We start from the raw sequence: 19335 nt of genomic DNA, 5'->3' as shown, positions 1-19335 counted from the left end.
TTCCCATGCATCCAAGATTCAGCAGATTGATCGGCGAAAGTGGTTTTTCCATCGGCCTGGAACTGCCGCTGGACAACGACTGGTCCAGCAGCGGCCGACGCCTCGCCGAACAACAACAGCGGCCGTTCGGCATTCCCGACATTCGCCGTCATGCCGCACTGGCAAGGCAGGCCGATCAAAGCGGGTTCCGTGCCCTGTGGATTCGCGATGTGCCCCTCTACGACCCGGCATTCGGTGATGCAGCCCAAGTCTACGAGACGTTTTCCTATCTGGGCTATCTGGCCGGGATTACCCAAGACATTTTGCTGGGCACTGCCGCCGTGGTCCTGCCGCTGCGTCAGCCCTGGCTGACCCTGAAGGCGGCCAACAGCATTGACGAACTGAGTGACGGGCGCCTGCTGCTGGGCGTGGCCAGCGGCGACCGGCCCATCGAGTACCCCTTGTTCGGCAAGGATTTCGAGCAACGCGGTGCAGCGTTCCGGGATGCCGTGGAGCTGATCAGGACTCAAGGCCAGGGACAATTGCCGCAAGGCACCCGGCTGCTGCCAGAGGTGCAGCAGGCACTGCCCATGCTGGTGGCCGGGCTTTCGCAACAGTCACCGGCCTGGGTCGGGGAACACATGGATGGCTGGCTGAGCTACCCCGGAACGCCGGATGAGCACCGCCGTCGCGTCGGCTTATGGCGTGAAGTGGCCGGGGACAAACCCTACGTCAGCTTCATCCATCTGGATCTGGATGCCAATCCACACGCACCGCTGCAGCGCGTGCATTTCGGTGGGCGCTGCGGTCGCCTGGCGCTGATCGATGAACTGCAAACCCTGCAGGGTCTTGGCGTACAGCACATCGGCCTGCATCTGCGGCGCAGCGAACGTGACGTGAGTGAGGTGATTGGCGAACTGGCCGAGCATGTGCTGCCGATGTTTCATTGAGTCGGCAGACGACCTGTCGCTACGGGGGCGGCCCGCTGCGGCTGGCGTTTGGCTAAGTGCGCCGGGCCAGGCGATCGAGTCGTCCGCCAGCGGCTGCCAGTGCAATCCACTAGCGCGCAGCCAACGCCCAGACCCGTGCCAGATCCCGGGCACGATCATGCAGCAGGGTTGCGGCGTTGCGGCAGGCCTGGTCCAGGGTCATCGGCCCGCTGGTCAAGGCAAAGGCCGCGCTGATGCCATGCTCATACAAATCGGCATACCCCTCACCCAGTGTCCCGGCGAGCACGATCACCGGCACGTTCTGGCGCTGGGCAATCCTGGCCACACCAAACGGCGTCTTGCCACGCAGGGTCTGGGCATCGAACCGCCCTTCCCCGGTGATGACCAGGTCGGCGCCGTCCAGCGCCTGGGCCAGGCCGGTCAAATCGGCGACCACTTCCACACCAGGGCGAAACGACGCGTTCAGATAGGCTTTGGCGGCAAAGCCCATACCTCCTGCCGCGCCGCTGCCCGGATACTCGCTGTCATCGACGCCCAGTACACGCGCCGAGTGTTCGGCAAAATGCCCCAACGCCGCGTCCAGCATAAGCACCTGCTGCGGCGAGGCGCCTTTCTGCGGACCGAAAATATGCGAGGCACCATGCAGGCCGCAGAGTGGGTTGTCGACATCGGCGGCCACCTCGAACTGCACGTCCTTCAGACGCGCATCCAGCTGCGTCAAGTCGATACGCGCCAGCTGTGCCAAGGCCAGGCCACCGGGTGGCAATGGCTGATCCGATGCGTCGAGAAACCGCGCGCCCAACGCTGCGAGCATGCCTGTCCCGGCGTCGTTGGTCGCACTGCCGCCGATGGCCAGGATCACCCGCTGGGCCCCCGCCTGCACGGCGGCGGCAATCAGCTGCCCGGTGCCGAATGTGCTGGTCACGGTGGCGTCGCGCTGTTCCAGGGTCAGCAATTGCAGACCGCTGGCCGTGGCCATCTCGATGATTGCAGTGCGGGACTGGGGCAGCCAGCCCCATTGCGCGTCTACCGGTTCTCCCAGCGGGCCGACAGCCGGGGTCTGCATCCATTGCCCGTCGCAGGCCGCCAGCACGGCCTCGATAGTGCCCTCACCGCCATCGGCCATGGGGCATTCGACCAGACGAGCGTCGGGCCAGACTTCCCGCAGGCCACTGGCAACCGCCTGGGCAACGGCCTGGGCGCTGAGGCTGTCCTTGAAGGAATCCGGGGCGATGACGATTTTCATATTGTTCTCCTTATCCGAGTCGCGATCTTCTCATTACTGCGCGGGTTTTCCGCCTGCCCATCGCACAATGCTGATCGGCCGCCGTTGGTCATACGAACAAAAACGTCTGGCAACGGTGAGCCGCGGTCGACGCTTGCGCGGTTGTTCTTTATAACGTGATTTCGGGCATGGCTGATTCGGCCACGCCCCCTGTCAGTTATGACACTATGTGGCCACTATTTCCCTAAGGTCTCTGGCGATATCTGCGCGCAGCGCTGCGCCAGCTTCGCCCATCGATGATGAAAGCCGCTGCCTTATGCTTTTGAACGACCCGGTTACCCTGCTGTTCATCATCATCCCGTTCGGATTCATGACCACGCTGATGCTGTGCCTGTCGTACGTCGGCAGCAGCCGTCATCGCGCGCCGTTACATTGGTGGATTGCCGGCGACCTGGTGCTGGCCGCCTATCGCGCGGTGGACCTGCTGCAGCCTGGCGTGCTCGGACCTGAGCATGCCTGGCTGGACATGCTCTCGCCGCAGACGGCATTCCTCGCCAACACCTGCGGATTGCTCCTGGCCATTGCTTGCCACAGCCTGGCGTTGCATCAACTGTGCGACCGGCACCGCAGCGTGGCCTGGCATCTGCGCACCCTGCTGGCCCCCGTGCTGCTGTATGGCATCGGCGCCGGCGTGCTCTTGCACAATGGCTTGATGCTGGCGTGGTTCTTCCTGTTCTGTGTGGTCAGCATTGGCCTTCAGTTTTGCATCACCTGGCCATTGAGGCGCCGTTTTCGGGGGGCCTGGGCCTTGCTTGCCGGTCATGTCGCGTTGCTGATATTCCATGCCCACTCGGCCGTCACCCTGGCCCTGCAGCCGCCACCCGCGTTGGATTTCACCGAGCCGGACATGTTCTCGCTGCCCGCGCTGGCCATGGATTTCATGGTGTCGTTCCTGTTCACCTTGAGCTTCGCCCTGATGCTGCAGGAGCAACTGCGTCGGCAGGTCGTGCAATTGAGCATCACCGACACCCTGACCGGCGCGCTCAACCGGCGCGGCGCGGTGTCGACCATTCTTGAGCAGGAACGGCGACAGCATGCGGCCCGGCGCTATCCGCTGTCGGTGGCGATGATCGACCTGGACAACTTCAAGCAGATCAATGACCAGTACGGTCATGCGGTCGGCGATATGGCGTTGCAGATGTTCGCCAGCACCGTCACCCGGCTCACGCGCAAGGACGATGTGTTCGTGCGCTGGGGTGGGGAGGAATTTCTGCTGGTGTTCCCTGGCACCGATATCCAGCAAGCCCAGGGGTTCATGGCGCGGCTGCGCGAAACCCTGGACACGCAACAGCGCACGCCTTCATTGCCGTTTTCCATTGGTTTCAGCGCAGGCCTGGCGCAAACCTCGGTGATGAACAGCCGAGAGGATTTCGAGGCATTGCTGCGCTCGGTGGACAAGGCGCTGTATCGGGCCAAGCGTGTGCGTGGGCGCGTCGAGGTGGTGGAGGCGGTGGATTTGTAGCCGTGAACAGGCCCTGGCAATGGCAGTGACCTGTAGCCGTCCGGCTTGCCGGCGCTGGCGCCATAGCGGTCGCTAGCGCCGCAAGCCGGACGGCTTCAGAACAATCGCCCCAGCCAATGCTTTCAACCTCAGGCCTGCTGAATACGCGGCACCATCTGCATCCCCACGTACAGGCGCAGCAGGTCATCGGTGCGATACGGATCGCAGCCACTGACCTCGGCAATCTTCTCCAGCCGATAACGCAAGCTGTTGCGATGGATCCCCAAGGCATCGGCGCAGGCCTGGCTTTCGCCGCTGTAATCGAACCAGGCGCGCAGCGTATCGAGCAATTGCCCGTTGCCCTGCAGACGGGTCACCGGCTGGGCCACGCCCTCGGCCAGCCAGTCATGGCGGTTACGCCAGAACAGCAGCGCCAGACGATAACTGGCCAGGCGCAGCAGCTTTTGTTGAGGCTGGACATGACGGGCGTAATCGAGCAGATCACGTGCCGCCGCACACCCATTGCGCAAGGCGCCAAGATCGGCCGAAGGTTCGACCGTGGCCATGCGCTGCGCCGGCCAGCCATGCTCATCGAACTGCTCCAGCAGCAAGGCATCGTCGCGATCCTTGCCGGCCGCACGGCACCAGTAAATCAGACTCGGCTCGCAGAACACACACCAACTGTTGGCGTAGCGGCCATTGAGCCAGGCGCCCAACTGCCCTGCGTAAGTCGCCTCGGCAGGCAACTCGATCAACACTGCCTGGCGCGGCAATTGCGGCTGCAGACCCAGCTGCTCGGCCTCATCGACCAAGTGCGCGGCCGCGTCGCCCAGCAGCAAACGCGAGAGCAGATCCTCACTGCGCTGATGCCGCCATTGCTCATCGGCCTGCTGGCGCCGATGCTCCATGAGCATCTCGGCAGTCATTTTCACCAGTTCGGCGTACACCCGAACCTGATCCGGCTCGCCTGTGATGCCCAGCACGCCGACCAGTTTCTGGTCCAGCAGCAACGGCAGATTGACGCCCGGTCGCACCCCGTTGAGCTGCAGCGCCGTGTGCGAATCGATCTCCACCACGCGGCTGTTGGCCAAAACCAGCTGCGCGCCTTCATGCCGGGTGTACAGCCGATCGGCCTCGCCACTGCCGATGATGATGCCCAGGTAGTCCATGACATTGACGTTACACGGCAAGATCGCCATCGCCCGATCGACGATGTCCTGAGCCAGGGCATGATCAAGGGCGAACATGGGACAGGGCCTGTGAGCAAGGTGGTTGCAGGTTCATACACATCACGATTTGTTTTTATGGGTGGGGGGAGTCTGCCTGATTTTCGCGCGCAGTTCCTGCCTGGGGAACGATCAGCGCCGATACCCGTCACACAATTGGCATGGCACAGTGCCAATTGCTGCGGGTCTGAGCCTGCGGTACGTCTCCTAGACGATTCAGTCATTTCCAGAGCATCTGCCATCTTGCCCATATCCCGCCTTGCCCTGCTCCTTTCGCTGCTGAGCCTGCAAGCTTGCGCCGCCAACGATGCGCCGTTGGGCCAGGCAAGCTTTGCCGAGTATCGCCAGCAGACCATTGCCTGGATGCAGCACAACCGCACGTTTCAGACCGACGATCATGCCGCCGAAATCGAATGGAACGCGCCCCGCGAATGGCGACCCAACGCCGCGCCCCGCCGCGCGATCCTGCTGGTGCATGGGCTGGGGGATTCGCCGTGGTCGTTCAATGACGTTGGGCAAAAACTGGCTGAGCAGGGATTTCTGGTGCGCACGGTGCTGTTGCCCGGCCACGGCAGCAAGCCTGCAGATATGCTCGATGTAACCCTCAAACAATGGCAGCAGGTGGTGCGCGAGCAAGCGCAGATCCTCCAGCGCGAGGTGCCGACGGTGTACCTGGGCGGGTTCTCGACCGGCGCCAACCTGGTGCTGGACTACGCCTACGAACACCCGGAAATCGCCGGGCTGGTGCTGTTTTCTCCGGCGTTTCGGCCGGACAACACCTACGCCTGGGTCACCCAGTACATCGGCTGGTTTCGCCCCTGGCTGGCCAGCCCCAACGACGGCGTGCGCCCGATGCAGACGCCGGTGCGCTACCTCAACGTGCCCACCAACGGCTTCGCCCAGTTCTACCGCAGCGCGCTGCTGGCCCAGGACCGGATCAAACAGGCGCCCTATTCCAGGCCGGTGTTCGTCGCCATCACCCAACACGACTCGGTGCTCGACACCGCCTACGTGCTGGACAACTTCAATGCGCGCTTCAGCAATCCCGCCAGCCGGCTGATCTGGTACGGCGACCAGCCGGCCCCGGCGGCAACGACCCCAAGGGTGCTGGTGCGCAATGATTACCTGCCGCAATACCGCATCGCCCAGTTCTCGCACATGGGCCTGATGTTTTCCCCGGACAACCGCCTGTATGGGCAAGCCGGCAGCCAGCGCATCTGCTGGAACGGCCAGCAGGACGCCGACATGCATAAATGCCTGAGTGGGGAGCCGGTGTGGTATTCGGACTGGGGTCATCGCGAGCCTGGCAAGGTGTTTGCGCGGCTGACGTTCAATCCGTATTTCGAGTGGCAGATGGGGGTGATGATGGAGGTTCTGGCGCAAGGTAAAAGATAGCGAGTGATGCACAACTCAGGACAAAAGTAGCCAAGCCTGCGGGCAGAATCGAAAGTATGTGAGCGGATTAGCGCAAGCACACTTCACTCCACCGGCGCCAAGCGCTCGCGGCTATTGCTCAGATGCGTCCACATGGCCGCCCGCGCGGCGTCCGGATCCTGGCGGCGGATCGCGGCCAATATCGACTCGTGCTCCAGATTCGCCAGATAGGCGTGATGCGTCAGGCTGCTGCCCGCTCTTTCGCTGGTAGCGATGCGACTGCGTGGAATCACCGCATTGCCCAGATTCTGCAGAATCTCGACGAAATACGGGTTGCCAGTGGCCTCGGCGATCAGCAGATGAAAGCGCCGGTCGGCCTCCACGCAACTGTCCTCCTTGGCCAACAGATCCTGGTAGTCATCCAGCGCCGTGCGCATCGCCGTCAGCTGCTCCTGGGTGCGTCGCTGCGCCGCCAGCGCCACCGCCTGGGTCTCGAGGCCCATGCGCAACTCGATGATGTGGCGCACGCTGAACGCCGTTTCGACCTTCAGTTGCAGGCCGCTGTGCTGCACACGCTGCAACACGAAGGTGCCCTTGCCCTGATGGGTTACCACCAGACCCGACGCCTGCAGTTTTGAAATCGCCTCGCGCACGACAGTGCGGCTGACACCCTGCTGGCGCACGATCTCGCTCTCGGAAGGCAGTTTCTCGCCGGGGGCGATCGTGCCCATCAGAATCCGCTGGCTCAGGTCAGTGACCAGATCCGTGGCCAGGTTGTGCTGGCGTCGCTTGGGCGCAATCGGGGGAGGTATCTGCATGGTCAGGTTGTCCGAACACTTATAAAAATACCGGACTCAGGGTCTGGCGATACTTGTCTTTTCTCAATCCTGCAGGTGCCGAAATCGACGGCAGTCAAGCGCTCTGCCAACCGACGGTCGTCCTTGAAAGCCACGGAACCTCAGGCCTGAATCGCTCCCAGCGCACTCATCCAACTTGTCAGACAAGCGAGGATATTCCCTTGAAATAATTCCCACAAGCCCCGCAAAACCGCTTGCGGCGCGACGCCTTACTTGTATGATGACTGGCAACAAGGCGCACACCTTGTCACACACAACTTGAGCTTTAACCCGCATAAAAATAATCAGTGGGAGCAAACCAGAGTGAACACATCCTCATCACGGGTGAATGACGCCAACGACTCCGTCCTGCAATCGGCGGTCTCCAAGGTCAAGCGTCATATCCTGCCGTTGTTCGTCATCATGTTCATCGTCAACTACATCGACCGGGTCAATATCGGCTTCGTGCGTAGTCACATGGAACATGACCTGGGCATCGGCGCGGCCGCATACGGTTTCGGCGCCGGCCTGTTCTTCATCGCTTACGCGCTGTTCGAAGTCCCCTCCAATATCCTGCTACAGAAAGTCGGCGCGCGTATCTGGCTGACCCGGATCATGTTCACCTGGGGTCTGGTCGCTTGCGGCATGGCTTTCATCCAGACCGAAACCCACTTCTATATCCTGCGCTTTCTGCTGGGTGTGGCTGAAGCGGGTTTCTTCCCGGGCGTGATCTATTACTTCACGCGCTGGTTGCCGGGTGTCGAGCGTGGCAAGGCGATTGCCATCTTTCTCAGCGGTTCGGCCTTTGCCTCGCTGATCTCAGGCCCGCTCTCGGGCATGCTGCTGCAGATCGAGGGCCTGGGTTTCCACGGCTGGCAATGGATGTACTTCATCGAAGGCATGTTTTCGGTGGTTTTGTGCTTCTTCGTATGGTTCTGGCTCGACTCCAAACCCCACGACGCCAAGTGGCTGACCGAGGCCGAGAAAGACGCGCTGGTCAGCACCATCGATGCCGAGCAACGCGCCCGCGAAGCGGCGAACCCGGTGAAGCTGTCCATTGGCAAGCTGCTCAAAGACCCGCAGATCATCCTGTTCTGCGTGATGTACTTCTTCATTCAATTGACGATCTACGCCGCCACCTTCTGGCTGCCGAGCATCATCAAGAAAATGGGCGACATGAGCGACTTCCAGGTCGGCCTGTACAACTCGATTCCCTGGTTCATCGCCATCGTCTGCATGTACGGCTTCGCCTCGCTGTCGGCCAAATGGAAACACCAGCAGGCCTGGGTCGCCGCGGCCCTGCTGATCGCCGCCGCCGGGATGTTCATGTCCACCACCGGCGGCCCGGTGTTCGCGTTCGTCGCCATCTGCTTCGCGGCCATGGGCTTCAAGTCGGCGTCATCGCTGTTCTGGCCGATCCCCCAAGGCTATCTGGATGCGCGCATCGCCGCCGGCGTGATTGCCTTGATCAACTCGGTGGGTAACCTGGGCGGCTTCGTTGCGCCGACCACCTTCGGCATCCTCGAACAGCAGACCGGCTCGATCCAGGGTGGCCTGTATGGGCTGACCGCAACCTCGATCATCGCCGCCGTCCTGGTGTTCACCGTACGCACCACGCCCAAGCCCGGTGCCGTACCCGTGCCCAAGGCAGACGCCACGCCCAGCCACTCCTGATGCCCTGAACTTCGTTTTGACGGCGCTCTCGCAGCGCCCTGTAAACCCAAGGATTTAGCCATGACCACACCGAACTCCGGCAGCACCCCAGTCATCACCCAGATGCAGGTCATCCCGGTGGCAGGCCACGATGACATGCTGCTCAACCTGAGCGGCGCCCACGGCCCGTATTTCACGCGCAATATCGTGATCCTCAAGGACAGCGCCGGCCACACCGGCGTCGGCGAAATCCCCGGTGGCGAAAGGATCCGCCAGACCCTGGAGGACGCCCGTTCGCTGGTGGTCGGCAGCACCGTCGGCAACTACCAGAAGATCCTCAACGACGTGCGCCGCACCTTCGCCGAGCGTGACTCGGGCGGCCGGGGCCTGCAGACCTTCGATCTGCGCATCACTATTCACGCCGTGACCGGCATCGAGGCTGCCGTGCTCGACCTGCTGGGTCAGCATCTGGAAGTCCCGGTCGCCGCCCTGCTCGGCGAAGGCCAGCAGCGTGACCAGGTCAAGATGCTCGGCTACCTGTTCTACGTAGGCGATCAGAACAAGACCAACCTGCCCTATCGCACCGAAAACGACGCTGACAACGAGTGGTTCCGCGTGCGCCACGAAGAGGCCCTGACCCCTGAAGCGGTAGTGCGTCTGGCTGAAGCGGCCTACGCGCAATACGGGTTCGAAGACTTCAAACTCAAGGGCGGCGTGCTCAGCGGCGATGCCGAGATCGAAGCCGTCACCGCCCTGGCCGAACGCTTCCCCAAAGCGCGCATCACCCTGGACCCCAACGGCGCATGGTCGCTCAAGGAAGCCATCCGCCTGTGCCGTGACCAGCACAAGGTGCTGGCCTATGCCGAAGATCCGTGCGGTGCGGAAAACGGCTACTCGGGCCGCGAGGTCATGGCCGAGTTTCGCCGCGCCACCGGCCTGCGTACCGCGACCAACATGATCGCCACCGACTGGCGTGAGATGGGCCATGCGATCCAGTTGCAATCGGTGGACATCCCACTGGCCGACCCGCACTTCTGGACCATGCAGGGTTCGGTGCGCGTCGCGCAGATGTGCAACGAGTGGGGCCTGACCTGGGGTTCGCATTCCAACAACCACTTCGACATCTCGCTGGCGATGTTCACCCACGCCGCAGCCGCAGCGCCGGGCAACATCACCGCCATCGATACCCACTGGATCTGGCAGGACGGCCAGCGTCTGACCAAGGCGCCACTGCAGATCGTCGGTGGCAACGTGCAGGTGCCGAAAAAGCCGGGCCTAGGTGTGGAAATCGACATGGATCAGGTCGCCAAGGCCCACGAACTGTACAAAGGCATGGGCCTGGGCGCACGCGATGACAGCGCGGCGATGCAGTTCCTGCTGCCCAACTGGAGCTTCAACAACAAGCAGCCTTGCCTGGTCCGCTAAGCGCGGGCGTCAAGGCTGTCTGAAAACGTTCCACGTTAATTGCCAACTGGCGACCGGCGCGTAACCCCTTGCGCGCCGTTTTTCTTCACCCGCTCCAGCGACTTCGGCGTGCTAAGGTTTGCGCACATTGCTGCCGCGAAGCCCCCTCATGTCTCATCTGACCCAGACCCACCCCCGCCTGACCATTGCCATTGCCCTGGGCTTTGCCGCCGGCATCGCTGCGGCGTTTGTCGCACCCAGCATCACCCTGACCAGCAAATGCCTGATCGCCTGGAACGTCGCCGGCTGGATCTACATGGTGCTGATCATGCAACGGACCTTCAAATCCAACGCCGAGGACGTGCGACGCATCGCCGAGGTCGAGGACGAAAACGCCGGGCTGGTGCTGGTAGTGGTGTGTGTCGCGGCGATTGCCAGCCTTGCGGCCATCGTTCTGGAGCTGGCCGGGATCAAAGGCATGAGCTCCAGCGACAAGGCCATGCATTACGCCTTCACCGGTTTCACCATCGTCGGCTCCTGGCTGTTGACCGGGGTGATCTTCAGCCTGCATTACGCGCGAATGTTCTACACCTGGGATGGCGAAGACGCAGCCTTGCGCTTCGCCGACGGCGAGCAGAACCCCGACTACTGGGACTTCCTGTATTTCTCCTTCACCATCAGCGTCGCCGTGCAGACCTCCGACGTCGGCGTCGCTACCCGGGCGATGCGCAAGGTCGTGCTGGCGCAGTCGCTGATCGGCTTTCTGTTCAACACCTCGATTCTCGGGTTCTCGATCAACATCGCGGCGGGGCTGTTCAATTGACCGCTGTGAAGCAACGCAAATCCCCTGTAGGTTCAGTGTCCGTCATCAGGTCAGCCGCACCCCGGAGTGGTCAGCCCGTCAGAACTCTTTTCAGGGTTCCACTTAGACTTGCCCAAGCGTACTGTGAGCGCCACAAAGTCCAATGTGCTCCTTGAACGAGGCCTAACTAATGACTCAGGGTTCTGCGCTGAGAATTGCCGTACTCGATGACTGGCAATCCGTCGCCCACGATGTGCTGGACTGGTCAGTCCTCGGGCCGATTGGCGACGTCAGCTTTCTTCACGATTACCCCGCCGACACCGCGACCATGGTCGCCCGCCTCAAAGACTTCAACGTGATCTGCGTGATGCGCGAGCGCACGATCTTCGACGATGCCCTGCTCAGCCAACTGCCCGACCTCAAGCTGCTGGTCAGCGGCGGCATGCGCAACGCCGCGCTGGACCTCAAGGCCGCCGCTCGTTTGGGCATCACCGTGGTCGGCACCGAGAGCTACAAGTACGCCGCGCCGGAGCTGACCTGGGCGCTGATCATGGCTGTGACGCGCAACATCGTCGATGAAGCCAACTCCCTGCGCGCCGGCAATTGGCAGATCGGTATCGGCAGCGACCTGTACGGCAAGACATTAGGCATCGTCGGCCTGGGCAGCATCGGCCAGAAGATCGCCCGCTATGCGCAGGCCTTTGACATGAACGTGATTGCCTGGAGCGAAAACCTGACCGCAGAGCGCGCGGCCGAACATGGCGTGACCTATGTCAGCAAACAGACGTTGTTCGAGCAGTCGGACATCATTTCCGTCAACCTGGTGCTCAGTGACCGCAGTCGCGGACTGGTGGACGCTGACTCCCTGAACCGGATGAAGCCCACGGCATATCTGGTCAACACCGCCCGGGGTCCGATCGTCGATGAGGACGCCTTGATCGAAGTGCTCCAGCAGAAGAGAATCGCCGGTGCGGCGCTGGACGTGTACAGCATCGAACCCTTGCCCGCCGATCATCCGTTGCGCAGCCTGCCCAACCTGTTGGCGACGCCGCATGTGGGGTATGTCACGCAGAACAACTACCGGATGTTCTTCAGCCAGATGATCGAAGATATCCAGGCCTGGCATGCAGGGACGCCGATTCGGGTGTTTGCCTGATCCGGCGCCCTCCCGTAGCAGCCCGGCTTGGCGATAGCGATCCCAGGGACGCCACCGCCGGCACGCCGTGCTGCTCCAGGATGCTTCACAGCTTCTGATACCCCATCAAGGACCTCGATCATGACCACCCCCCTCACTCTGTTGCCCGCCGACCCGCGATCCGCCCTGCTGATCATCGACATGCAATACGACTTCATGCCCGGCGGCGCGCTGGCGGTGGCCGAGGGGGAAAAACTGGTGCCTCTGATCAACCGTCTCGGTGCCCGCTTTCGCAACGTGGTGATCACTCAGGACTGGCACCCGGCCGGGCATGTCTCGTTTGCCAGCAGCCACGCCGGCCGCAATCCGTTCGACAGCATCACCCTGCCCTACGGCCCGCAGACCCTGTGGCCGGATCACTGCGTGCAAGGCAGCCACGGCGCACAACTGCACGCCGAGCTCGACATCGCCCATGCCCAGCTGGTTCTGCGCAAAGGCTGCAACAGCGGGATCGACAGTTATTCAGCGTTTGTCGAGGCCGACCGTACCACCCAGACCGGGCTGGCCGGTTATCTCAAAGAGCGCGGCATCGATAACGTGTTCGTGGTCGGGCTGGCGCTGGACTTTTGCGTGGCATGGTCGGCGCTCGACGCGCGGGCGGCCGGGTTCAACACCTGGGTGATTGCCGATGCCTGCAAGGCGATCGATCTGGCCGGGTCGCTGGACCAGGCCTGGCAGGATTTGCAAACGGCGGGGGTGGTTCGGATCAACAGCGACGACTTATCTGACTGAGCGCCAACTTGTCAGGGGACCAGGCGCTTGCGTTACCCCTGGCCCAACGCAAAACGCTTCAACCCCTCACCCTCCATCCGGTAACGCACCCACTCATCCTGCGGTTCGGCGCCAATCGATTTGTAGAAATCAATCGCCGGCTGATTCCAGTCCAGCACACTCCATTCAAAACGGGCACAACCGCTGTCGTGGGCGATCTTCGCCAGATGGCGCAGCAAGCGTTTGCCCGCGCCGATACTGCGATGCGCTGCCGAGACGAACAAGTCTTCCAGATACAACCCCTTGCGGCCCTGCCAGGTGGAATAGCTGAGGAAATACACGGCAAAGCCAATCGGCTGGTCGTCCAGCAGGCAAATCAACGCCCTGGCTGGCGAGGGCTCGTCGAACAGGCTGCGCTCGATATCGGCCACGTTGGCCTTGACCTCGTGCTCGGCTTTTTCGTAGATCGCAAGTTCAGTGATAAAGCCCAGAATCACGGCGGCGTCGGCGCGGGTAGCGTCACGAATATGAAGGGTCACAGCGGGGTCTCCTGAATCAATGAAAAAGGCTGGCGTGGGCTGGCGAACGACAGGCAGCCGATTGTGTCTCAACCAACAGCACGGCGCAGCAGACAAAACCGAAAACACTGCTCCCACCTCAGCAACCAAAGGATTTTCATGGACAGTGAACAAGACGGCAAGACCCCAGGCCTGACCGCCGAGGAAGAGCGCGACATCGACGAAAACCAGCCGCCGCGTGCCGCCGTCCTGCACGAGACGATCCGCATGCAGGGCGACCAGGAACTGGAGCGCAATGTCGCGGCGCTGTTCTGGTCGGCGCTCGCCGCCGGCCTGACCATGGGCTTGTCACTGATGGCCATGGGGTTGCTCAATTCGCGCTTGCCCGATGGCGAAGCCTTCAAGGTCATTGCCAGTGTCGGCTACAGCGCGGGGTTCCTTGCGGTCATCCTCGCCCGTCAGCAGTTGTTCACCGAAAACACCCTGACTGCCGTGCTGCCGGTGATGAGCAAGCCGACCCTGAACAATTTCGGGCGGCTGCTGCGCCTGTGGAGCGTGGTGCTGGTGGGCAATTTGTGCGGCACGCTGCTGGTGGCCTACGTCATGCTGCATTTGCCAATCTTCGACACCAAGACTGACGCGGCCTTTCTGGAAATCGGTCGCAAGGTCATGGAAAACAGCACCTCGCAGATGTTCGCCAAGGGCATCGTTTCCGGCTGGATGATCGCCACCATGGTATGGATGATTCCCTCCATGGAAAACGCCAAGATCTGGATCATTCTGATGATCACCTACCTGATGGCCCTTGGAGACTTCACCCACATCGTGGTCGGCTCGGCGGAAGTGTCCTATCTGGTGTTCGCCGGCGAGCTGGCCTGGAAGGAATTCTGGCTGGTGTTCGCAGGCCCCACGCTTGCGGGCAACATCATCGGCGGCAGCTTTATATTCGCCTTGATCAGCCATGCGCAGATCAGGAGTGAAAGCGGTACGCCGAAGAAGCAGGCGTCGAAGCACGAACAGCGAGCCGATCCGAAACGCGAAGGCCCGAGCGAGCGATAAAAGCAGCCCCTGTAGGAGTGAGCGTGCTCGCGATAGAGCATGCCTCCTGTAGGAGTGAGCGTGCTCGCGATAGAGCATGCCTCCTGTAGAAGTGAGCTTGCTCGCGATAGAGCATGCCTCCTGTAGGAGTGAGCTTGCTCGCGATAGAACATGCCTCCTGTAGGAGTGAGCGCGCTCGCGATAGAGCATGCCTCCTGTAGGAGTGAGCTTGCTCGCGATAGAGCATGCCTCCTGTAGGAGTGAGCTTGCTCGCGATAGAACATGCCTCCTGTAGGAGTGAGCTTGCTCGCGATAGAGCATGCCTCCTGTAGGAGTGAGCTTGCTCGCGATGAGCATGCCTCCTGTAGGAGTGAGCTTGCTCGCGATAGCGGTCTATCTGCCAGATATTGGGTGCCTGACCTACCGAAATCGCAAGCAAGCTCACGCCTACGTTGGGCCTTAGGGCCCAACTTAAATTATTTTTAAGAAATACCGACTACGTTTAAAGGCAAAATGAAGCCTTCAGTCACTACGTGGTTCAGACAATCCAATGACCCGAATTCTGACAATCGAAGACGATGCCGTCACCGCCAGGGAAATCGTTGCAGAACTCAGCAGCCATGGCCTTCAGGTGGATTGGGTCGACAATGGCCGCGAGGGTCTGGTGCGTGCGGTCAGCGGTGATTACGACCTGATCACCCTGGACCGCATGCTGCCGGAAGTCGACGGTCTGGCGATTGTCACCACCATGCGCGCCTTGGGGATTGCCACGCCGATCCTGATGATCAGCGCCCTGTCCGACGTCGACGAACGGGTCAGAGGCCTGCGTGCCGGCGGCGATGATTACCTGTCCAAACCCTTTGCCTCCGACGAAATGGCTGCCCGGGTCGAAGTCCTGCTGCGCCGCAGCAACCCCGGTACCCAAGCCGAAACCATGCTCAAGGTGGCGGATCTGGAGCTGAACCTGATCACCCGCGAAGCCAGCCGCGCAGGCCAGCCACTGAACCTGCTGCCCACCGAATACAAACTGCTGGAATTCCTGATGCGCAACAGCGGCCAGATCATCACTCGCATGATGATCTTCGAGGAAGTCTGGGGGTACCACTTCGACCCTGGGACCAATCTGATCGACGTGCACATCGGTCGCTTGCGCAAGAAAATCGATCCCCCTACCCTGACGCCGCTGATACGTACCGTTCGAGGCTCAGGTTATGTCATTGCCGAACCCGTCTAAGGGCTGGCGCTCCTCCAGCAGCCGTCTGCTGGCGCTTTACAGTTTTCTGTTCGTGGCCTGGAGCAGCATCCTCATGGGGGTGCTGTATTGGGAAGTCACCAGTTACCTCAACACCCTCGCCCGTCACTCACTGATGCAGCGCCAGCAGCTGTTCTCGCGTTTCGAAGGCGCGCAGCTGGACGATGCGCTGGCTACCAGTGACAAGTTCGACATGCGCTCGGTTGACGCCTATGGCTTGTTCGACAACGATCTCAAGCCCATCAGCGGACCGATCCACGCGATCCCCGAGGGGCTCGGGCTGACCGGCGAAATCCAGGAACTGGACACCTGCATCGAGTCCGACGATCCGGATCTGCCAAGGGCCAGCTGCGATGCGGTGGCGATTCATACCCTGGACAATCGCTGGCTGATCCTGGTGCGTGACAACGGCTCGCTGTTTGCCGTGACCACGCTGATTCTGCGCGCCCTGCTGTGGGGTATTTCCCTGACGATCATCCCAGGCGCCGCTGGCTGGCATCTGCTGCGTCGCCGGCCACTGCGGCGAATCGGCGCGATCCAGGCCAGTGCCGAAGCCATCGTCACCGGCGACCTGACCCGACGCCTGCCCGTCTCCGACCGGCGCGACGAGCTGGACATGCTGGCCGACATCGTCAACGCCATGCTCGACCGCATCGAACGTCTGATGAATGAAGTCAAAGGCGTCTGCGACAACATCGCCCACGACCTGCGCACCCCACTGACCCGCCTGCGTGCACAGTTGTACCGGATCCAGCAGCAGTCGCCGGAAGATTCCCCACAAGGCGAACAGATGGCGCAGGTGATCGCCGATGCCGACACCCTCATGGCACGCTTTCGTGGGTTGTTGCGCATTTCCGAGCTGGAGGATCACCAGCGTCGTTCGGCGTTCGGCCAGCTCGATCCGCTGCCGCTGCTGCAGGAACTGCACGACTTCTACCTGCCGCTCGCCGAAGAAGGTCGCGTCGCCCTGCAATTGAAAGTGGCCGAGCATCTGCCGCCGGTGGTGGGCGACCGGGCGCTGCTGTTCGAGGCGCTGTCGAATCTGCTCAGCAACTCGATCAAATTTACCCCGCCCGGCGGCCAGGTACTGATGATCGCCCGCGCCGAAGGTGACACGACGTTCATCGAAGTTCAGGACACCGGCCCCGGCATCCCCGATGCCGAGCGCGAGGCCGTGTTCAAACGCTTCTACCGCAGCGAAACCGGCAATCAGCAAAGCGGCTTCGGCCTGGGCCTGTCCATTGTCGCCGCCATCGTCAACTTGCACGGCTTCAAACTGCGCATCGGCAACAGCCCTTCGGGGGGTGCGAGTCTGGTGCTGGAGTGTCGGCAGGTGTTGGCGTTGGGGTGACATGACAAAGCCGCCTCAGGGGCGGCTTTGTCATATAGGGTCGGGCTTACAGGTTGCGGGCTTTCTCGATGATCCGATCCTGGCGTTCCCAGGCCTTTTTCATGACCTCCTGGTAGACGCGTTCCTTCTCTTCGGAAGTGGCGTTGCGGACGAAGTCGGAAAGCGACCGTTTCAATTCTGGTGTCGTTTTCTTAGCAGTGCTCATATTCATTCCCTCTGGTTGTCAGCATCCTTGCGAGCGAAGCCTGATCATAAATTTCGGGGACATGATCGTCAACGCGCTGGATGTTCTCCTTGTAAACCTGTGTTAGCCCCTGTTCATTCTTGATGAAAATATCAACAGTGATCGCATGTCCAAACTCCAGTTTTAACCGGTTTATAGTGTCTCTGGCACTGAAGTACTGCCTGACAAACTCTTCCAGCGGAATGTTGCGCCCCTCAATCTGCTCTCTCGCCTTAACAAACTGCCACGCCAAAGCCGGATCCTGATATACGTAGAGAAACAGCACGAACCTGCCATGTTTCAAAGATCTACGGATGTTCCGCGCCACGACATCAAAGTTTGCAGAGGTACCATCGAGCAAAAATGACTGGCTTTGCTTCAAGACCTGATCGTGAATCCTGTCCACCAAAACAGAAACCGCACGCTGAAAGAGATAGGCGTTGCCACCTGTATAAGATGGAAGTTCCACTCGGAGCAAATCGGGATCAATCCGAACCGACATGGCTTCGAATCTGGCCAGAAACTCTAATGATGCCTCGGTCTTACCTGCGCCGGGAGACCCGGCCATGAATATCGAAACAGGGAACTCATCCGGCAAATAAACCGCCTGATCCGTCAGTCTCCTCGCAATTTCCTTCCTGTTCGCCTTGGCAAACACCACTGCGTCATCCGCGACCCGTTGATCATCCGGCTCCATTGACTACGCCTCCTTGCCTGTACTCATCACAAATGGGTCCGGGCACGGTAAGCGTGCTCGACCAGCTCTGCCTACCCGACGCAACAAAACGAAACAGGATGCGTTGGTCAGCATTCACCAGCCAGCTCAAAACCCACGTCTGATACCTGACAAGCCAGCAAGGCTCACTCAGTGCGCAGAATTCCGACGTCGTCTACAGGTCTGGTGGTGTACCGGGGTTTCGACGCACAGGTTGTTCTCTGTAGCAATCCGGCTTGCCGGCGTTGGCATCTTCAAGACCGCTTCCGCCGGCAAGCCGGACTGCTACAGGGTGGGTTGTACAGCTCTGCTTTTGATTGATCGTTCCAACGCTCCGCGTGGCAACGCAGTGATTGACGCTCCGCGTCAACGGACGCAGAGCGTCCCGGGCGGCATTCCCACGCGGAGCGTGGGAACGATCAGCAATGCCGCTCATCCCCCTACGCAACACCTGCGCTCGGCCTTCCAGGTCGCCATCCTGTGCGTTCACAAAAGCGCGGCACTCCGCCCCCCCCTGGTAGCAATCCGGCTTGCCGGCGGTGGCATCTTCAAAACCGCTTCCGCCGGCAAGCCGGACTGCTACAGGGTGGGTTGTACAGCTCTGCTTTTGATTGATCGTTCCCACGCTCCGCGTGGCAACGCAGTGATTGACGCTCCGCGTCAACGGACGCAGAGCGTCCCGGGCGGCATTCCCACGCGGAGCGTGGGAACGATCAGCAATGCCGCTCATCTCCCTACACAACACCTGCGCTCGGCCTTCCAGGTCGCCAGTCTGTGCGTTTGATCGTTCTGATTTTGCTAACCAGTAACCTCGCCGAAGGCCAGACAGGATCACCCCGGCATGCAGGTAAAGTCCTTGCTATGCCCAATCTGATGCCCATGAGCATCCTCAAGCTTCACTCGGTACTCCTCGCCCAGACTCGACTCCACCAGCTTGTAATGCTCGCCGGCCTTGAACTGACTGAAGCTGATGCCTGTCTGGCAATTGACCTGGCCATCGTCACCGCTGCCTTCAACGATCAGTTCCAGGTCCAGCTTGTGTGCCCCCGGCTTGACCTCGAAATAGCGACCGTCGTTGAGGCGCTTGCCGTCCAGGTCCTCGGCCATCAGCACCCCTGAAGGCTCTTCCTGCAGGCCGATCCAGGCCTCGCTCGGGTCAGCCTTGGGCATGGGGCCGGCGCAGGCCGACAACGCAGCAACAAGACCTAACATCGGGATCAGCAACAGCGATTGGGCTTTCATGACGGCGCACCTCGGCAGATTGAAAAACGGTCGGGAAATCCCCGCTCAGCGGGACGGATTTCGATCGAGCAAGGCTGCGCGCGGTGCACATGAACAACAAATGAATCCCCCATGAAAGCTCTTTGTGCATCGGACTAACG

At 61.2% G+C, this 19335-nt stretch carries 18 protein-coding genes; 11 read left to right on the top strand and 7 right to left on the bottom strand.

The annotated features are described in order from the left end of the window. The first annotated feature begins 5 nt into the window (after nucleotides 1–5). A complete protein-coding gene (locus ACI2KS_RS09340; protein ID WP_404619328.1) occupies nucleotides 6–929 on the top strand; it encodes a TIGR03571 family LLM class oxidoreductase in 924 nt (307 codons plus the stop codon). Between the two features lie 109 nt (nucleotides 930–1038). Here the strand turns inward: ACI2KS_RS09340 and ACI2KS_RS09335 are convergent, their stop codons facing one another. Continuing rightward, nucleotides 1039–2175, bottom strand: coding sequence for a glycerate kinase (locus ACI2KS_RS09335; protein ID WP_404619326.1), 1137 nt, complete (start codon nucleotides 2173–2175; stop codon nucleotides 1039–1041). A gap of 295 nt (nucleotides 2176–2470) precedes the next feature. Here ACI2KS_RS09335 and ACI2KS_RS09330 point away from each other — a divergent pair, with 295 nt between their 5' ends. Then, entirely contained in the window at nucleotides 2471–3676 is a 1206-nt protein-coding gene (locus ACI2KS_RS09330) for a diguanylate cyclase (RefSeq protein ID WP_404619324.1), read from the top strand. Between the two features lie 128 nt (nucleotides 3677–3804). On the opposite strand, the gene ACI2KS_RS09325 is transcribed toward ACI2KS_RS09330, so the two are convergent. Then, nucleotides 3805–4902: a CdaR family transcriptional regulator gene (locus ACI2KS_RS09325; RefSeq protein ID WP_404619322.1), complete on the bottom strand. Its 1098-nt coding sequence runs from the start codon at nucleotides 4900–4902 to the stop codon at nucleotides 3805–3807. A 222-nt stretch (nucleotides 4903–5124) separates the two neighbouring features. On the opposite strand from ACI2KS_RS09325, the gene ACI2KS_RS09320 reads away from it, so the two are divergent. Beyond that, on the top strand, nucleotides 5125–6276 hold the full coding sequence (locus ACI2KS_RS09320; RefSeq protein WP_404619320.1) for an alpha/beta fold hydrolase: 1152 nt from the start codon (nucleotides 5125–5127) through the stop codon (nucleotides 6274–6276). A gap of 83 nt (nucleotides 6277–6359) precedes the next feature. Here the strand turns inward: ACI2KS_RS09320 and ACI2KS_RS09315 are convergent, their stop codons facing one another. Beyond that, a complete protein-coding gene (locus tag ACI2KS_RS09315; protein ID WP_404619318.1) occupies nucleotides 6360–7073 on the bottom strand; it encodes a FadR/GntR family transcriptional regulator in 714 nt (237 codons plus the stop codon). 342 nt (nucleotides 7074–7415) lie between these two features. Here ACI2KS_RS09315 and ACI2KS_RS09310 point away from each other — a divergent pair, with 342 nt between their 5' ends. The 5 genes from ACI2KS_RS09310 (at nucleotide 7416) to pncA (ending at nucleotide 12877) form a co-directional block, all read left to right on the top strand. Next, the gene (locus ACI2KS_RS09310) at nucleotides 7416–8765 is read left to right on the top strand and encodes an MFS transporter (protein ID WP_404619316.1); all 1350 of its coding nucleotides are present in this window, start codon (nucleotides 7416–7418) and stop codon (nucleotides 8763–8765) included. Between the two features lie 60 nt (nucleotides 8766–8825). After that, nucleotides 8826–10169 (top strand): glucarate dehydratase, encoded by a 1344-nt coding sequence (gene gudD, locus ACI2KS_RS09305; protein ID WP_404619314.1) that lies wholly within the window; start codon nucleotides 8826–8828, stop codon nucleotides 10167–10169. A 148-nt stretch (nucleotides 10170–10317) separates the two neighbouring features. After that, nucleotides 10318–10971, top strand: coding sequence for a DUF1345 domain-containing protein (locus ACI2KS_RS09300; RefSeq protein WP_404619312.1), 654 nt, complete (start codon nucleotides 10318–10320; stop codon nucleotides 10969–10971). A 169-nt stretch (nucleotides 10972–11140) separates the two neighbouring features. Beyond that, nucleotides 11141–12106 carry a D-2-hydroxyacid dehydrogenase family protein gene (locus ACI2KS_RS09295; RefSeq protein ID WP_404619310.1) on the top strand — a complete coding sequence of 322 codons (966 nt, stop codon included), beginning with the start codon at nucleotides 11141–11143 and terminating at the stop codon, nucleotides 12104–12106. 120 nt (nucleotides 12107–12226) lie between these two features. After that, on the top strand, nucleotides 12227–12877 hold the full coding sequence (pncA, locus tag ACI2KS_RS09290) for a bifunctional nicotinamidase/pyrazinamidase (protein WP_404619308.1): 651 nt from the start codon (nucleotides 12227–12229) through the stop codon (nucleotides 12875–12877). Between the two features lie 32 nt (nucleotides 12878–12909). Here the strand turns inward: pncA and ACI2KS_RS09285 are convergent, their stop codons facing one another. Beyond that, nucleotides 12910–13395 carry a GNAT family N-acetyltransferase gene (locus ACI2KS_RS09285; protein ID WP_404619306.1) on the bottom strand — a complete coding sequence of 162 codons (486 nt, stop codon included), beginning with the start codon at nucleotides 13393–13395 and terminating at the stop codon, nucleotides 12910–12912. A 138-nt stretch (nucleotides 13396–13533) separates the two neighbouring features. Here ACI2KS_RS09285 and ACI2KS_RS09280 point away from each other — a divergent pair, with 138 nt between their 5' ends. The 3 genes from ACI2KS_RS09280 to ACI2KS_RS09270 all read left to right on the top strand — a co-directional run bounded on the left by ACI2KS_RS09280 (nucleotide 13534) and on the right by ACI2KS_RS09270 (nucleotide 17015). Continuing rightward, complete coding sequence (locus tag ACI2KS_RS09280) at nucleotides 13534–14433, top strand: formate/nitrite transporter family protein (protein ID WP_404619304.1); 900 nt, start codon at nucleotides 13534–13536, stop codon at nucleotides 14431–14433. Between the two features lie 529 nt (nucleotides 14434–14962). Next, complete coding sequence (locus ACI2KS_RS09275) at nucleotides 14963–15646, top strand: response regulator transcription factor (protein WP_404619302.1); 684 nt, start codon at nucleotides 14963–14965, stop codon at nucleotides 15644–15646. Continuing rightward, a complete protein-coding gene (locus ACI2KS_RS09270) occupies nucleotides 15624–17015 on the top strand; it encodes a sensor histidine kinase (protein ID WP_404619300.1) in 1392 nt (463 codons plus the stop codon). Before ACI2KS_RS09275 ends, ACI2KS_RS09270 begins: the two co-directional genes overlap by 23 nt. 46 nt (nucleotides 17016–17061) lie before the next feature. Here the strand turns inward: ACI2KS_RS09270 and ACI2KS_RS09265 are convergent, their stop codons facing one another. The 3 genes from ACI2KS_RS09265 to ACI2KS_RS09255 all read right to left on the bottom strand — a co-directional run bounded on the left by ACI2KS_RS09265 (nucleotide 17062) and on the right by ACI2KS_RS09255 (nucleotide 19195). Beyond that, the gene (locus ACI2KS_RS09265) at nucleotides 17062–17220 is read right to left on the bottom strand and encodes a hypothetical protein (RefSeq protein ID WP_404619299.1); all 159 of its coding nucleotides are present in this window, start codon (nucleotides 17218–17220) and stop codon (nucleotides 17062–17064) included. After that, nucleotides 17207–17935 (bottom strand): zeta toxin family protein, encoded by a 729-nt coding sequence (locus tag ACI2KS_RS09260; protein ID WP_404619297.1) that lies wholly within the window; start codon nucleotides 17933–17935, stop codon nucleotides 17207–17209. The genes ACI2KS_RS09265 and ACI2KS_RS09260 overlap by 14 nt, the downstream gene beginning before the upstream one ends. An 849-nt stretch (nucleotides 17936–18784) precedes the next feature. Beyond that, a complete protein-coding gene (locus tag ACI2KS_RS09255; protein ID WP_404619295.1) occupies nucleotides 18785–19195 on the bottom strand; it encodes a hypothetical protein in 411 nt (136 codons plus the stop codon). Between the last annotated feature and the right edge of the window lie 140 nt (nucleotides 19196–19335).

The sequence above is a fragment of the Pseudomonas sp. NPDC087358 genome (assembly GCF_044900785.1).
In the GTDB taxonomy this organism is placed as follows: Bacteria; Pseudomonadota; Gammaproteobacteria; order Pseudomonadales; family Pseudomonadaceae; genus Aquipseudomonas.
Note: the sequence above shows the minus strand (reverse complement) of the source record. Positions and strands in the feature narration are given on the sequence as shown.

Excerpts from the sequence above, each read along its gene's own strand:
- ACI2KS_RS09280 (WP_404619304.1), top strand. The coding sequence starts at position 13,534 with ATGGACAGTGAACAAGACGGCAAGACCCCAGGCCTGACCGCCGAGGAA.
- ACI2KS_RS09255 (WP_404619295.1), bottom strand. The coding sequence starts at position 19,195 with ATGAAAGCCCAATCGCTGTTGCTGATCCCGATGTTAGGTCTTGTTGCT.
- pncA (WP_404619308.1), top strand. The coding sequence starts at position 12,227 with ATGACCACCCCCCTCACTCTGTTGCCCGCCGACCCGCGATCCGCCCTG.
- ACI2KS_RS09315 (WP_404619318.1), bottom strand. The coding sequence starts at position 7,073 with ATGCAGATACCTCCCCCGATTGCGCCCAAGCGACGCCAGCACAACCTG.
- ACI2KS_RS09270 (WP_404619300.1), top strand. The coding sequence starts at position 15,624 with ATGTCATTGCCGAACCCGTCTAAGGGCTGGCGCTCCTCCAGCAGCCGT.
- ACI2KS_RS09295 (WP_404619310.1), top strand. The coding sequence starts at position 11,141 with ATGACTCAGGGTTCTGCGCTGAGAATTGCCGTACTCGATGACTGGCAA.
- ACI2KS_RS09275 (WP_404619302.1), top strand. The coding sequence starts at position 14,963 with ATGACCCGAATTCTGACAATCGAAGACGATGCCGTCACCGCCAGGGAA.
- gudD (WP_404619314.1), top strand. The coding sequence starts at position 8,826 with ATGACCACACCGAACTCCGGCAGCACCCCAGTCATCACCCAGATGCAG.
- ACI2KS_RS09330 (WP_404619324.1), top strand. The coding sequence starts at position 2,471 with ATGCTTTTGAACGACCCGGTTACCCTGCTGTTCATCATCATCCCGTTC.
- ACI2KS_RS09265 (WP_404619299.1), bottom strand. The coding sequence starts at position 17,220 with ATGAGCACTGCTAAGAAAACGACACCAGAATTGAAACGGTCGCTTTCC.
- ACI2KS_RS09340 (WP_404619328.1), top strand. The coding sequence starts at position 6 with ATGCATCCAAGATTCAGCAGATTGATCGGCGAAAGTGGTTTTTCCATC.
- ACI2KS_RS09335 (WP_404619326.1), bottom strand. The coding sequence starts at position 2,175 with ATGAAAATCGTCATCGCCCCGGATTCCTTCAAGGACAGCCTCAGCGCC.
- ACI2KS_RS09300 (WP_404619312.1), top strand. The coding sequence starts at position 10,318 with ATGTCTCATCTGACCCAGACCCACCCCCGCCTGACCATTGCCATTGCC.
- ACI2KS_RS09260 (WP_404619297.1), bottom strand. The coding sequence starts at position 17,935 with ATGGAGCCGGATGATCAACGGGTCGCGGATGACGCAGTGGTGTTTGCC.
- ACI2KS_RS09325 (WP_404619322.1), bottom strand. The coding sequence starts at position 4,902 with ATGTTCGCCCTTGATCATGCCCTGGCTCAGGACATCGTCGATCGGGCG.